At 71.9% G+C, this 13805-nt stretch carries 12 protein-coding genes, 1 tRNA gene and 1 pseudogene; 11 read left to right on the top strand and 3 right to left on the bottom strand.

Annotated features, from left to right (window positions below):
- Positions 1 to 24: 24 nt before the first annotated feature.
- The 6 genes from AB0J21_RS06815 to glmS all read left to right on the top strand — a co-directional run bounded on the left by AB0J21_RS06815 (position 25) and on the right by glmS (position 6970).
- Positions 25 to 1290, top strand: coding sequence for a SidA/IucD/PvdA family monooxygenase (locus AB0J21_RS06815; protein ID WP_363145205.1), 1266 nt, complete (start codon positions 25 to 27; stop codon positions 1288 to 1290).
- Positions 1287 to 1862, top strand: coding sequence for a GNAT family N-acetyltransferase (locus AB0J21_RS06810; protein WP_363144771.1), 576 nt, complete (start codon positions 1287 to 1289; stop codon positions 1860 to 1862). Before AB0J21_RS06815 ends, AB0J21_RS06810 begins: the two co-directional genes overlap by 4 nt.
- Positions 1859 to 3637 carry an IucA/IucC family siderophore biosynthesis protein gene (locus tag AB0J21_RS06805; RefSeq protein WP_363144770.1) on the top strand — a complete coding sequence of 593 codons (1779 nt, stop codon included), beginning with the start codon at positions 1859 to 1861 and terminating at the stop codon, positions 3635 to 3637. The genes AB0J21_RS06810 and AB0J21_RS06805 overlap by 4 nt, the downstream gene beginning before the upstream one ends.
- A gap of 151 nt (positions 3638 to 3788) precedes the next feature.
- Positions 3789 to 4658 carry a DUF4429 domain-containing protein gene (locus tag AB0J21_RS06800; RefSeq protein ID WP_363144769.1) on the top strand — a complete coding sequence of 290 codons (870 nt, stop codon included), beginning with the start codon at positions 3789 to 3791 and terminating at the stop codon, positions 4656 to 4658.
- A gap of 131 nt (positions 4659 to 4789) precedes the next feature.
- Positions 4790 to 5074, top strand: a complete 285-nt coding sequence (locus tag AB0J21_RS06795; protein WP_363144768.1) for a hypothetical protein — start codon at positions 4790 to 4792, stop codon at positions 5072 to 5074.
- 72 nt (positions 5075 to 5146) lie between these two features.
- A complete protein-coding gene (gene glmS, locus AB0J21_RS06790; RefSeq protein ID WP_363144767.1) occupies positions 5147 to 6970 on the top strand; it encodes a glutamine--fructose-6-phosphate transaminase (isomerizing) in 1824 nt (607 codons plus the stop codon).
- Positions 6971 to 7080: 110 nt separating this feature from the next.
- Here the strand turns inward: glmS and AB0J21_RS06785 are convergent, their stop codons facing one another.
- Positions 7081 to 7605, bottom strand: coding sequence for a universal stress protein (locus tag AB0J21_RS06785; protein WP_363144766.1), 525 nt, complete (start codon positions 7603 to 7605; stop codon positions 7081 to 7083).
- Positions 7606 to 8859: 1254 nt separating this feature from the next.
- Between AB0J21_RS06785 and AB0J21_RS06780 the strand changes: the two genes are divergently transcribed.
- The 4 genes from AB0J21_RS06780 to AB0J21_RS06765 all read left to right on the top strand — a co-directional run bounded on the left by AB0J21_RS06780 (position 8860) and on the right by AB0J21_RS06765 (position 11431).
- Positions 8860 to 10101, top strand: coding sequence for a helix-turn-helix domain-containing protein (locus AB0J21_RS06780; protein WP_363144765.1), 1242 nt, complete (start codon positions 8860 to 8862; stop codon positions 10099 to 10101).
- A 5-nt stretch (positions 10102 to 10106) separates the two neighbouring features.
- Complete coding sequence (gene orn, locus AB0J21_RS06775; RefSeq protein WP_363144764.1) at positions 10107 to 10709, top strand: oligoribonuclease; 603 nt, start codon at positions 10107 to 10109, stop codon at positions 10707 to 10709.
- Positions 10710 to 10824: 115 nt separating this feature from the next.
- Positions 10825 to 10897, top strand: a tRNA-His gene (locus tag AB0J21_RS06770).
- Positions 10898 to 10960: 63 nt separating this feature from the next.
- A complete protein-coding gene (locus AB0J21_RS06765; protein ID WP_363144763.1) occupies positions 10961 to 11431 on the top strand; it encodes a hypothetical protein in 471 nt (156 codons plus the stop codon).
- Between the two features lie 336 nt (positions 11432 to 11767).
- Here the strand turns inward: AB0J21_RS06765 and AB0J21_RS06760 are convergent, their stop codons facing one another.
- Positions 11768 to 12190 carry a DUF5110 domain-containing protein gene (locus tag AB0J21_RS06760; RefSeq protein WP_363144762.1) on the bottom strand — a complete coding sequence of 141 codons (423 nt, stop codon included), beginning with the start codon at positions 12188 to 12190 and terminating at the stop codon, positions 11768 to 11770.
- A 26-nt stretch (positions 12191 to 12216) separates the two neighbouring features.
- Here AB0J21_RS06760 and AB0J21_RS06755 point away from each other — a divergent pair.
- Positions 12217 to 12405: pseudogene (locus AB0J21_RS06755) on the top strand (beta-galactosidase); the annotation flags it as partial.
- A gap of 4 nt (positions 12406 to 12409) precedes the next feature.
- On the opposite strand, the gene AB0J21_RS06750 reads toward AB0J21_RS06755, so the two are convergent.
- Positions 12410 to 13720, bottom strand: a complete 1311-nt coding sequence (locus tag AB0J21_RS06750) for a hypothetical protein (protein ID WP_363145204.1) — start codon at positions 13718 to 13720, stop codon at positions 12410 to 12412.
- Positions 13721 to 13805: the final 85 nt, after the last annotated feature.

Below are 13805 nucleotides of genomic sequence, written 5' to 3'. Positions count from 1 at the left end.
GACCCGGGCGAGCCCTACGACTTCATCGGCATCGGGCTCGGCCCCTTCAACCTCGGCCTGGCCTGCCTGACCGAGCCGATAGACGAACTCGACGGCCTCTTCCTGGAGTCGAAGCCCGACTTCGAGTGGCACTCCGGGATGTTCCTGGACGGCGCCCACCTCCAGACCCCCTTCCTGTCCGACCTCGTCACCCTCGCCGACCCGACCTCCCCGTACTCCTTCCTCAACTACCTGAAAGAGTCGGGGCGGTTGTACGCCTTCTACATCCGCGAGAACTTCTATCCGCTGCGCGCCGAGTACAACGACTACTGCCGCTGGGCGGCCGGGAAACTCGGCAGCATCCGCTTCGGCACGACCGTCACCCGCGTCACCTGGGACGAGTCCGACGAGACGTACACCGTGCACACCGCCGGGGGCGACACCCCGCGCGCCCGGCGGCTCGTCCTCGGCACCGGCACACCCCCGTACGTCCCGGAGGCCTGCGCGGGCCTGGGCGGGGACTTCCTGCACAACTCCCGTTACACGCACCACCGCGAGGAGCTGCTGAGCAAGGAGTCCCTCACGATCGTCGGCAGCGGGCAGAGCGCCGCCGAGATCTACCAGGACCTGCTGTCCGGGATCGACACCCACGGCTACCGGCTCAACTGGGTCACCCGCTCCCCCCGGTTCTTCCCGCTGGAGTACACCAAGCTCACGCTGGAGATGACCTCCCCGGAGTACGTCGACTACTTCCACGCGCTGCCCGAACAGACCCGCTACCGGCTGGAGACCGAGCAGAAGGGGCTGTTCAAGGGGATCGACGGGGACCTGGTCAACGAGATCTTCGACCTGCTCTACCAGAAGAACGTGGCGGGCCCGGTGCCGACCCGGCTGCTCACCAACACCTCCCTCAACTCGGCCTCGTACGACGAGGAGAGCGGGCGCTACACGCTGGGGCTGCGCCAGGAGGAGCAGGGCCGGGACTACGAGCTGATCACCGAGGGGCTGATCCTCGCGACCGGGTACCGCTACCGCGTCCCCGAGTTCCTCGCCCCCGTCCAGGACCGGCTGCGCAAGGACACGCACGGCCGCTTCGACGTGGCACGCAACTACAGCATCGACATGAGCGGAGGCGGTGTCTTCCTCCAGAACGCCGGGGTGCACACCCACTCCATCACCTCGCCCGACCTGGGCATGGGCGCGTACCGCAACGCGTACATCATCGGTGAGCTGCTCGGCCGCGCCCCCTACCCGGTCGAGAAGTCCATCGCGTTCCAGGATTTCGCCGCCCCGGAGGGCACCCTGATATGAGCACCCCCACCCCCGTCTTCACCCGCGCCGACCCCGCCCTCGGCGCGTTCACCCTGCGGCCCGTGGACCCCAACAGCGACGGGGAGCTGCTGCACGGCTGGGTCACCCACCCGAAGGCCTCCTTCTGGCTCATGGGCGGGGCGACGCTGCCCGAGGTGGAGCGCGAGTACCACGCGATCGCCGCCGCCGAGCACCACGACGCCTTCCTCGGCCTGCGGGAGGGCGAGCCCTCCTTCCTCGTGGAGCGCTACGACCCGGCGCACGTCGAACTCGTCGGCCTGTACGAGCCGGAGCCCGGCGACATCGGGATGCACTTCCTGACCGCCCCGGCCGGGCAGCCGCTGCACGGGTTCACCCTCGCCGTCATCACCACCGTCATGGAGTTCCTGTTCTCCGACCCCGCGGTGCGCCGTGTCGTCGTGGAGCCCGACGCGCGCAACACGGCCGTGCACGCGCTGAACAAGGCCGTCGGTTTCGAGGAGTCGCGCCGCATCACCAAACCGGAGAAGGAGGCGCTGCTCAGCTTCTGCACCCGCGAGCAGTTCGCCGCCGCCACGGGAGGAGCCCGATGAGCCTCGCCGACGCCGTCGACCACCTGACCCCCGAGCACTGGGCCGAGGCCAACCGGCACGTGGTGCGCAAGGCGCTCGCCGAGTTCGGCCACGAACGGCTGCTGCACCCCGAGGAGTACGAGCCGGGCGCCTACCTCGTACGCAGCGACGACGGCCGCACCGAGTACCGCTTCCGCGCCCGGCGCCTGGCCCTGGACCACTGGCAGATCCCCGCCGAGTCGATCACCCGGCACCGCGAGGGCGCCGAACTCCCCCTCGACGCCATGGACTTCTGCGTGGAGCTGCGCGAGTCGCTGGGCCTGAGCGCGGAGATCCTGCCGGTGTACCTGGAGGAGATCACCTCCACGGTGTCCGGCCTGTGCTTCAAGTACGCGCAGAAGCAGGTCAGTTCCGCCGAACTCGCGCGCTCCGGCTTTCAGGACGTCGAGACCGGCATGACCGAGGGCCACCCCTGCTTCGTCGCGAACAACGGGCGGATCGGCTTCGGTGTCCACGAGTACCTGTCGTACGCCCCGGAGACGGCGAGCCCGGTCCACCTCGTGTGGCTCGCGGCGCGCAGGGACCGGGCCGCGTTCACGGCCGGCGCGGGCATCACGTACGAGTCCTTCTTCCGCGCCGAGCTGGGCGATGCGACGCTGGAGCGGTTCGCGGCGGTGCTCACCGGGCGGGGCCTGGACCCGGACGACTACCTGCTCATGCCCGTGCACCCCTGGCAGTGGTGGAACAAGCTGTCGGTGACCTTCGCCTCCGAGGTGGCCCGCGAGCACCTCGTGGTGCTGGGCACCGGCGGGGACGAGTACCTCGCGCAGCAGTCCATCCGCACCTTCTTCAACGTCAGCGCGCCCACGAAGCACTACGTCAAGACGGCGCTCTCGGTGCTCAACATGGGCTTCATGCGCGGCCTTTCGGCGGCGTACATGGAGGCGACCCCGGCGATCAACGACTGGCTCGCCCAGCTCGTCGAGGGCGATCCGGTGCTGCGCGAGACCGGTCTGAGCGTGCTGCGCGAGGAGGCCGCCGTGGGCTACCGGCACCTCCAGTTCGAGGCCGCGACCGACCGCTACTCGCCGTACCGCAAGATGCTCGCCGCACTGTGGCGCGAGAGCCCCGTCGAGCGGCTGCGCGGCGGCGAACGCCTCGCGACGATGGCCTCGTTGCTCCACGTCGACCGCTCCGGAGCCTCCTTCGCGGGCGCCCTGATCGACGAGTCGGGCCTGACCCCGGCCGCGTGGCTGCGCTCCTACCTGCACGCGTACCTCACCCCGCTGCTGCACTGCTTCTACGCGTACGACCTCGTGTTCATGCCGCACGGCGAGAACGTGATCCTGGTGATCGAGGACGGCGAGGTGCGCCGCGCGATCTTCAAGGACCTCGCGGAGGAGATCGCGGTCATGGACCCCTCGGCGGTGCTGCCGCCGGGTGTCGAGCGGGTCCGGGTGGACGTGCCCGAGGACCAGAAACCGCTGTCGGTCTTCACCGATGTCGTCGACTGCTTCCTGCGCTTCCTCTCCGCGAACCTGGTCACCGAGGGCCGGCTGTCCGAGGAGACGTTCTGGGGTGCTGTCGCCCGGTGCGTGCGCGACTACCAGGAGTCCGCGCCCGAACTGGCCGAGAAGTTCGCCCGGTACGACCTGTTCGCGCCGACCTTCGCGCTGTCCTGCCTCAACCGGCTCCAACTGCGGAACAACCAGCAGATGGTCGACCTCACCGACCCCTCGGCCGCGCTCCAGCTGATCGGCGAACTCGACAACCCGCTGGCCCCCTTCGCCCCCTGAACCGGCCGGCCCCTGTCAGGGGCGGAGGTGGACGGCGCCCCCGGGACTCCAGAGCCTCCCGGGGGCGCCGCCGTGCGTCTGGGGCCGAACCAGGGGCGCGGCGCCGGTCGTTGGGGTCTGCGGGGGCCGGGGGCGGTGCCAGAATCCCCCCATGGCGGAAATCATCCAGCGCGACGGCACCTGGTCCCTCGAAGGGGACCTCCTGCGGATCGTCCCCGGCCACGACAGGAGCGTGGGGCTGCTGCGCCGGGGCCTCGGCGAGCTGCGGGTGCCGCTGGAGGCGCTGGCCGGGATCTCCTTCGAGCGGGGCCGCCGCGCGGGACGGCTGCGGCTGCGCCTGCGGGAGGGCGCCGACCCGCTGCTCCAGGTCACCGGCGAGCGGCTGCCGGAGGGCGCCGACCCGTACGCGCTGACGGTGGACGCTGACCGCGGTGGGGTCGCCGAGTACGTGGTCGACGCGGTCCGCGAGGCCCTCCTCCTCGACCAGGTCCCGCAGAGCCCGTGCACGCGCTACCTGCTGCCCGGCCCCAGGGTGCCGGTGAGCGCGGCGGCCGGGGACGGTTCCGTGGCCTTCGACGGGGAGACGGTACGGCTGGAGTGGAACTGGAAGACGGAGGAGGTCAAGTCCTCGGGCGGCGCGCGGACGCTGGCGCTGCGCGACATCGCGTCCGTCGAGTGGCTGCCGTCCAGCGGCATGGAGAACGGCTGGCTGCGCTTCGCCGTGCACGGCGCCGCCCCCTCGCCGCCCGCGAAGTACGATCCGCACGCCGTGGAGCTGTGGGGCTTCCGCAGGGACGCGACGCTGGCCCTGGTGGGCGCCGCCGTACAGGCCCGCCTCCCGCATCCGGGCGCCCCGCGCGAGGCCGTGGCCGAGGCGGCGGGCACGCCCGGCAAGGACTCCGGCGCCGGAACGGACCCGCTGCTGCGCCGGCTGCGGGAACTGGGCGAACTGCACCGCTCGGGGGTCCTCACCGACGAGGAGTTCAGCGCGGCCAAACAAGCGGTCCTCAAACGCCTGTGACCCCGCCATGACCCCACTGCGCTCCCGCTGTGACCCCGCCGTGCCCCTTCCGTGCACGCCGATCATGATGTGCTTGCCCGATATCGGGCAGATTTCTTGCGAAATTCAGATGAGCCCGTGAATATCGACGAGTGCACGAACGCCGAACGGACCAGGACCCCCTGGACGAGCTGCTCGACCACCTGACGCGGAGCACCCCGCTCAGCAGGGGCGAGGCCTCCCGGGTGGTCATGGACGTCCTGGCGTTCTTCGACGAGACGACCGAGGACTGGGTCCGCCGCCGCCACCGGGAGCTTCAGGCCAGGGGCCTGACCAACCCGGACATCTTCGAGCGGATCACGCAGGAGCTGCCGCGCAGAGCGGTGGCCCCGCCCGAGCTGTCCCTGCGGCAGCTGCGGCGGATCGTCTACGGCTGAGCCGCCGCGCGCGGCCGGTGGCCGGACGCGGGGCGTCCGGCCGGTCACACCACCCGGAGGGGCAGAGCAGGTATGTGCGGAATTGTCGGTTACATCGGGCGACGGGACGTCGCTCCCCTGCTGCTGGAAGGACTTCAGCGGCTGGAGTACCGGGGCTACGACTCGGCGGGCATCGTCATCACGAGCCCCAAGGCCAAGGTCCCCGGCCTGAAGATGGTCAAGGGCAAGGGCCGCGTCCGCGACCTGGAGGCCCGCGTCCCCAAGCGCTTCACCGGCACCACCGGCATCGCGCACACCCGCTGGGCCACCCACGGCGCCCCCAGCGACCACAACGCGCACCCGCACCTCGACCCCACCGAGCAGGTGGCCGTGGTCCACAACGGGATCATCGACAACGCCGACGAACTGCGCGCCCGGCTCACCGCGGACGGCGTCGTCTTCGCCTCCGAGACCGACACCGAGGTGCTGACCCACCTGATCGCGCGCGCCGAGGCGGAGACCCTGGAGGGCCGGGTGCGCTCCGCGCTCGCCCAGATCGAGGGCACCTACGGCATCGCCGTCCTGCACGCCGGCTTCCCCGACCGGATCGTGGTCGCCCGCAACGGCTCCCCGGTGGTCCTGGGCATCGGTGACAAGGAGATGTTCGTCGCCTCCGACGTCGCCGCGCTCGTCACCCACACGCGGCAGATCGTGACCCTCGACGACGGCGAGATGGCCACCCTGACCGCCGACGACTTCCGCACGTACACGACGGAGGGCTCGCGTACGACGCCCTCGCCGACCACCGTGGAGTGGGAGGCCGAGTCGTACGACATGGGCGGCCACGACACGTACATGCACAAGGAGATCTCCGAGCAGGCCGACGCCGTGGACCGGGTGCTGCGCGGCCGGATCGACGACCGGTTCTCGACGGTGCGCCTCGACGGGCTGAACCTCGACGCGCGCGACGCCCGCACGATCCGCCGCATCAAGATCCTCGGCTGCGGCACCTCGTACCACGCGGGCCAGATCGGCGCGCAGATGATCGAGGAGATCGCCCGCATCCCCGCCGACGCCGAACCGGCCTCCGAGTTCCGCTACCGCAACCCGGTCGTCGACCCCGACACGCTGTACGTCGCCGTCTCCCAGTCCGGCGAGACCTACGACGTGCTCGCGGCCGTGCAGGAGCTCAAGCGCAAGGGCGCCCGGGTGCTGGGCGTCGTCAACGTGGTGGGCTCGGCCATCGCCCGGGAGACCGACGGCGGCATCTACGTGCACGCGGGCCCAGAGGTCTGCGTCGTGTCCACGAAGTGCTTCACCAACACGACGGTCGCCTTCGCGCTGCTCGCCCTGCACCTCGGCCGCATCCGGGACCTGTCGGTGGCCGACGGCCGCCGGATCATCGAGGGCCTGCGCCGGCTGCCGGAGCAGATCACCGAGATCCTCGGCCGGGAGGCCGAGGTCAAGGACCTGGCCGCCGCCTACGCGGGCGCCGACTCGATGATGTTCATCGGCAGGGTGCGCGGCTACCCGGTGGCCCGGGAGGCCTCGCTCAAGCTCAAGGAGGTCAGCTACGTGCACGCGGAGGCGTACCCGGCCTCCGAGCTGAAGCACGGGCCGCTCGCCCTGATCGAGCCGGCCCTGCCGACCGTCGCGATCGTGCCCGACGACGACCTGCTGGAGAAGAACCGCGCCGCGCTGGAGGAGATCAAGGCCCGTTCCGGCCGTATCCTCGCCGTCGCGCACCGCCACCAGGAGAAGGCCGACCACACCCTCGTCGTACCGAAGAACGAGAACGAGCTGGACCCGATCCTCATGGGCATCCCGCTCCAGCTCTTCGCCTACCACACGGCCCTCGCGATGGGCCGCGACATCGACAAGCCGCGCAACCTGGCGAAGTCGGTGACGGTCGAGTAGCCGCCGCTCGCACCGAGCCGGCGCAGGGCCGGGACACGGCGGAGACCGTGCCCCGGCCCTGCGCGCGCCTGCGGCCGTACGGGAGCGGGCGGCCGTACGGGAGCGGGCGGTCACGGGATGACGATGACCGGGCGCCGGGCGCGGCGGGCGAGGCGGCCGGCGACGGAGCCGAAGATGCGGCCTACCACGCCGTGCGTCGTCCCCACGACGATCGCGTCGGCCTCGTACTCCTTGCCGACCTCCTCCAGTTCGTGGCAGATGTCGCCGCCCCGCTCCACGAGCACCCAGGGCACGTCGCACAGGTAGTCCGCGCAGGCCAGTTCGAGGCCGAGGACCTCGGTGCGGTGGTCGGGGACGTCGACGAAGACGGGGGGTTCGCAACCGGCCCACACCGTGGTCGGCAGCCGGTTGGCCACGTGCACGATGATCAGCCCGGAGCCGGAGCGCAGCGCGAGGCCGACGGCGTACGCGAGCGCCCGCTCACTCGACGTCGATCCGTCGAAGCCGACGACGACGCCGTGCCGGAAGGCCGGGTCGCAGGAGTGACGGGTTTCTTCCACCGCCAGGGGGTCGGCCGAGGAGTCGGCGACCTGCCGTTTGCGGTCCGCGGGTTCGGAGTATTCGTGACCGGCCATCGGTGTCTCGGCGAGATAGTCCTCGTGGGAGGGTCAGCGGCAGGGGTCGGAGGAACGGGGCGGGACAACTGGGGCTGCGAGAGGTTCACCGGGCGGTGGAGCTGTCCGGGAATCGTCTTCCCCACCGCATACCCCCCAGGGTACGGCGTCACTCCTTCTGCGGCCCGTGCGCGGACCCTTCGGCCCGGCGCGTTCCAGGGAGCATGCACGAGGCGGGGCCCGTCTGGCAATGGTCGGTGGCCTGTGCCCGGGCCGGGGCGCGGAAGCGGTCGCGGTACGCGGTGCGGCGCGGGCCGCACGGCAGGGCGCGCAGGTGGGGCCGGTGCGCCCGGGACTCCCCGGAACCGGCCCCGCCCGTCCCCGCGTTCCCCCCGGGGCGGCAACGGGTTTCACCGGGCCTCACCCCGGTGAACGGACCGGCGGCGGGCGGTCGATGCCGCGGGCCCGACCGCGCGGGCCGCCCCGCGCGCCCGGCGCGCCGTTCGCCGCGTCGGACTCCGGGGCCGCAAGGGGCGCTCCTCGGCCCCGCGGGGGCCCCGGCCGGCCCGGGGCCCGTCCCTCCCGCTCCCGTCGCGCTCCGGACCCTTTCCGGCGGCGGGAGGGCGTCTGCTCCGCCCTTCGCGGCGCGCGGGGGCGGGAGCGAGGGTCCCTAGGTACGCCGGACCCTCCCCGACGCCATCGCCCCGCCGCCCCCACTCCCCCACCGCTCGAATGGCACAGCGTCAGCACATCTGCCCAGCAAGGTTACTGACGGGTCGGCAGGTAGCCTGCGCAGAGGGGGCGCGCGCGACGCGTGGGGCGCGCGAGCCGGAAGAGGGGCGCACCTCGGGCGCACTTCAGGCCCGGGTGCGCGCTCCGGAGGAATGACGCATTCCCGCACACGCTCCCGTATCTTTTCGGCCAACTTCTGCGGCCTGCCCCTGCCCCCTGTACGAGCCTCCCCAACCCCCGTGCCACCAGCAAGGAAAGGGGCGCGCGGCGCGCGCACACCCTACGGGGATTGGCCACCGGCCGAAGGCGCACTTCCCAGCGGGCTGATGGAGTGCAACGCTTCGTGATCGAATGGTTTACGCCACGTTGCCATGTCGACATAGTGCGCGGTGCCGAACTGGTCACGTCGGCATCACGGGACACAGTAGATTCGATCATGACTGTCGTACGGCGGGGGACTCGTGCAGGACCGAGGGGAAACGTGCAGGAGCGAAACGCCCGACAAGAACGGGGTGCAACGACCACCGAGGGGGGCTTAGCGCCATGAGCCAAGACGCCATTGCCGCACCGGAGGCCCCGGCTCGGAAACTGGCCGGCCGCAGGCGCCGCGAGATCGTCGCGGTGCTGCTGTTCAGCGGCGGCCCCATCTTCGAGAGTTCCATACCGCTGTCCGTGTTCGGCATCGACCGCCAGGACGCGGGGGTCCCGCGCTACCGCCTCCTGGTGTGCGCCGGTGAGGACGGACCGCTGCGCACCACCGGCGGACTCGAACTGACCGCCCCGCACGGCCTGGAGGCCGTCGCGCGGGCCGGCACGGTCGTGGTCCCCGCGTGGCGCTCGATCACCGCGCCACCCCCCGAGGAGGCACTCGACGCGCTGCGCCGTGCCCACGAGGAGGGCGCCCGCATCGTCGGCCTGTGCACGGGCGCGTTCGTCCTGGCGGCCGCCGGGCTGCTCGACGGGCGGCCCGCGACCACGCACTGGATGTACGCCCCGACGCTGGCGAAGCGTTACCCCTCGGTCCACGTGGACCCGCGCGAGCTGTTCGTCGACGACGGCGACGTCCTGACCTCTGCGGGTACGGCGGCGGGCATCGACCTGTGCCTGCACATCGTCCGCTCGGACCACGGCAACGAGGCGGCCGGCGCGCTGGCCCGCAGGCTCGTGGTGCCGCCGCGCAGAAGTGGGGGCCAGGAGCGCTACCTGGACAGGTCTTTACCCGAGGAGATCGGGGCCGACCCGCTGGCCGAGGTCGTCTCCTGGGCGCTGGAGCATCTCCACGAGCAGTTCGACGTGGAGACGCTCGCCGCGCGCGCCTACATGAGCCGCCGCACCTTCGACCGCAGGTTCCGCTCACTGACGGGCTCCGCCCCGCTCCAGTGGCTGATCACCCAGCGGGTGCTCCAGGCCCAGCGTCTGCTGGAGACCTCGGACTACTCGGTGGACGAGGTCGCGGGCCGCTGCGGTTTCCGGTCGCCGGTCGCGTTGCGCGGGCACTTCCGCCGCCAGCTCGGCTCCTCCCCCGCCGCCTACCGGGCCGCCTACCGGGCCCGCAGACCGCAGCAGGAGCGGACCGCCGAGCCGGTGGGCCCCGCGCTGTCCGTGACCGGCTCCCTGGGCAACGGGGAGACGGGTTCGGTGCCGGCCCAGCTCAGGCGGCCGGGCCCCGCGGGACCGGGCGTCCCGTCCCCGTATCCGGAGGACCGGGAGCGGGCCGAGGCGCTGTCCGCGGGAGCTCTGGGACGCGGCGCGCTGCCGGGTCAGCGGGAGCGCCCCGTAGGGTAGGACATATGAACGACCGCATGGTGTGGATCGACTGCGAGATGACCGGCCTCTCGTTGGCGAAGGACGCACTCATCGAGGTGGCCGCACTCGTCACCGACTCCGAGCTGAACATCCTCGGTGACGGTGTGGACATCGTGATCCGCCCGCCGGACGAAGCGCTGGAGACGATGCCCGAGGTGGTGCGCGACATGCACACCGCCTCGGGCCTCCTCACGGAACTGGCGGGCGGTACGACGCTGGCCGAGGCCGAGGAGCAGGTGCTCGCGTACGTACGCGAGCACGTGAAGGAGCCGGGCAAGGCCCCGCTGTGCGGGAACACGGTCGGCACCGACCGCAACTTCCTGGCCCGGGACATGGCCGAGCTGGAGGGCTACCTCCACTACCGCATCGTGGACGTCTCCTCGGTAAAGGAGCTGGCCCGCCGCTGGTACCCGAAGGCGTACTTCAACGCCCCCGCGAAGGCGGGCAACCACCGCGCCCTCGCCGACATCCGCGAGTCGATCACCGAGCTGCGCTACTACCGCGAGGCGGTCTTCGTCCCGCACCCCGGCCCCGACTCGGACACCGCCAGAGCGATCGCCGCCAAGCACACCCTGCCCCCGTCCTGACCTCACCGAACACCCCGCAGAACCGTTCACGCACGCCCCCGGGAAAAGGTGTGCACGAGCACCCCTCATCACCCTGTACACTTTTTCTCGGCCGGTCAGAAAGACGCCGGTCATGGTGGGTGTAGCTCAGCTGGTAGAGCACCTGGTTGTGGTCCAGGAAGTCGCGGGTTCAAGTCCCGTCACTCACCCTCTGAAGGAATGGCCCTTGACCTGCGGTTTCGCAGGCCAAGGGCCATTCTGCTGTTCCGGCCATGGCGACGATCAGCAAGCGGATCAGCAGGAGCGGCACCCCGAGCTTTCGGATCCGCCGGCTCCGGGGCGGGCGCGGCGGCTCCTGGGAGTCCGAAGGGTTCGCGGAAGAGGGCTCGGCAGACGCGTTCAAGAAGCTGGTGGACGCGCACGGCCAGCAGTGGCCGCACGGCTGGGCCCCCGGACGGGGCTTCGTGGAGCCTGACGAGGCCCCGAACCACATGCCGCTCACGGTCTGGGCCCGGCGGTACGTCGAGCGTCTCACCGGCATCGACCAACGGCCCCGGGACGACCGCTCGCGAGAGGTGAACCGCCACCGCTCGCTGTTCGTCCACACCAGTCCTGCCGGACAACGAGCCCGCCCACCATCGGCAACCTCACAGCCGATGACGTTCAGGACTGGGCCCGAGAGCACCGACCTCGTCCCTCACGGCCCGCTCCGACGCGGCTCACCTCCGCACAAGCAGAGGTGAGCCGTCGTCGTACCGCACCGCGCGCGCGAGGTGGGGCTCGTAGCCGTGTGCGCGGACGGGGCCGCGGACCGCCTCTTCGACGCCTTTCTGTCGACCTGTGCGCTGCGCAACCGTGCCCCCGGCACTCCTGGGACAGAGCCGCACCGGAGGCCGCGTCGTCAGCCCGGTGTCACGGTCCGGACCGACGCACGGCGGCCCGAGATCCGGCTCCGGCGTCCGGGATCCGTAGTGGTGCCCGTCGCCCCGTAGGCCGCGATGAAGGGATGAAGGAGCGGGAGGCATCAGCCCCTTGTCCCCATGGAGGGCGTGGAGGCCTTCTTCGTCGGCCGGATGGCCCTACCGGGCGGTCACGGTGATCGGGGCGTGCACGGTGTGGCGGGGGAGCTTGACGGTCAGGGCTCTCGTCTCGGCGTCCCAGTGGTAGGCGTCCGGTGACAGCCGTACGCCGTGCGCGCTGACCTCGGTGGGGGCGTGGGTGGTGCCCGGGAGGGAGAGCGTCCACGTGCGCTTCTGGACCTGGCCGGGGAAGGAGCCGCGCGCGGCCGCGATCGACACGGTGCGGGCGGCGCCCTTCTCCTCGTAGCGGACGGTGGTGGTGGCGGACCGGGACTCGCTCGTCGTGGTCCCGTCGTCCTCGTAGAGGCGGTACGAGCCGGGGGCGACGGACAGGGTGACGTCGGTCAGCAGGCGGCGGTCGTAATCGGTGACATCGTGGGAGCGGGTGGGCAGGATGCCGCCCGCCTTGACGAACACGGGCATCGAGTGAAGGCCGGTGGTGACGGAGTGGGTGGGACGGGCTGATGACCGCGCCTGACGACGCGGCGCTGGTCCGCGACATCCAGCTCTCCCTCGACGCCGGCTTCAACGGCGCCCGCCTCCACCAGAAGGTGTTCGAGGAACGCTTCCTCCACCACGCGGACCGCATGGGCTACCTGGTGTGGGGCGAGTTCGGCGGCTGGGGCGCCGACACCGGGCCCTTCACCACCCCGTGATCAGCGCATGGTTGACCGCGAGTGCCAGCAGGGCCTGGGCGGTGAGCCAGGCGCGGGGGTGGGGCAGGTGGGCGCCGGTGGCCAGGAGCCACAGGGCGAAGGGGAGCCAGATGCGTTCCGTTTCGGCCTTGCTCATGCCGGACAGGTCGGCGAGCAGGAGGGCGAGCAGGGCGGTCGAGGTGAGGAGGGCCAGGTGGCGGCGGGGGGCGTGTGCGGGTGTCCGGCGCAGGAGTAGTGCGGGTGTGCGGCGCAGGCCCGCCACCGTGGCCGGGCCGACGACCAGGGCCGTGCAGGCGAGGTTGGCCCACACCCAGTAGCTGTAGGGGCGGACGCCGCCCGCGCCCTGGTAGTAGCGGGTGGTCAGCAGGCGGTACGCCTCCCACCAGTTGAAGCCCGCCCAGGTGAAGGCCGTCACGACGACGGCGAAGCCGGCGAGCAGGGGCAGGGCGAGGAGCGCCGGGTGGGCCCGGACCTGGTGGCGTCCGAGGAACAGCACCGCCGCCCCGATGAGGGCGTACAGCGTCAGGCCGTACGAGAGGTAGCAGGTCAGGCCGTAGAGCAGACCTGAGGCCGCCGCCCACGCCGGGTGACGGCCGGTCACCGCGAGGGCGAGGAGGGCCACGGCCCAGGCGGCGACGGCCGCGAAGTAGGCGTCGGCCGAGACCCCCATCCACACCGCGGCCGGTGCGAGGACGAGGAAGGGGGCCGCCCGGCGCGCGAGTTCCTCCGAGGCGAGTGCCCGCAGGGTGACCAGGACGGCGAGGCATCCGGTCGCGCCGACGAGGACGCACCACCACGCGGCCCAGCCGCCGCCGCCGAGGCCGATCCGGTCGAGCAGGACGAAGGTGATCGGGGCGGCCGGCGGGTGTCCCGCGGTGTGCGGGGGCCAGTGCTGCGGGGAGTCGATGAGGATGTGGCGCGTGAAGTCCTGCAGGGTCGCCGGGATGTCGTGGAAGCGGTCGACGACCCGGAGGTACTCGTACCGGGTGGTGAGACGGCCGGCGAACCCCCGGTCCACGCCGTCGACGAGCGCGAGGCCGAGGATCCAGGCGGTGGCCGTCGCCCAGGACACGGTGAGGAGGGTGCGCCAGCGCAGCGTGGTGGCGAGCGTGGGGCCGTAGGCCACCGTGGCCGCCGCGACGGCGAGCGCGAGCGGGGTGCCGGGCCCCACGTGGGGCAGCCAGTTGGCGTACAGCGGTGGCCAGCCGACGTGCAGCGTGTGGCGGGTCTGCTCGATGTGCCGGCCGACGAACGCGGCCGCCACCACGAGGAGGACGACCGCCCCGACGGCGTACAGGTCCCGGCGGCCGCCTTTGGTCCCGGCGGGGGCGGGGGTGCCGGCCGGCGGCGTGCTGCGGGGCCCGGGGCCGGGCTTCGTGGGG

It is taken from the genome of Streptomyces sp. NPDC049954 (assembly GCF_040656295.1).
Lineage (GTDB): Bacteria > Actinomycetota > Actinomycetes > Streptomycetales > Streptomycetaceae > Streptomyces.
The sequence above is the reverse complement of the archived record's forward strand: the minus strand, read 5'-3'. Positions and strand labels throughout refer to the sequence as shown.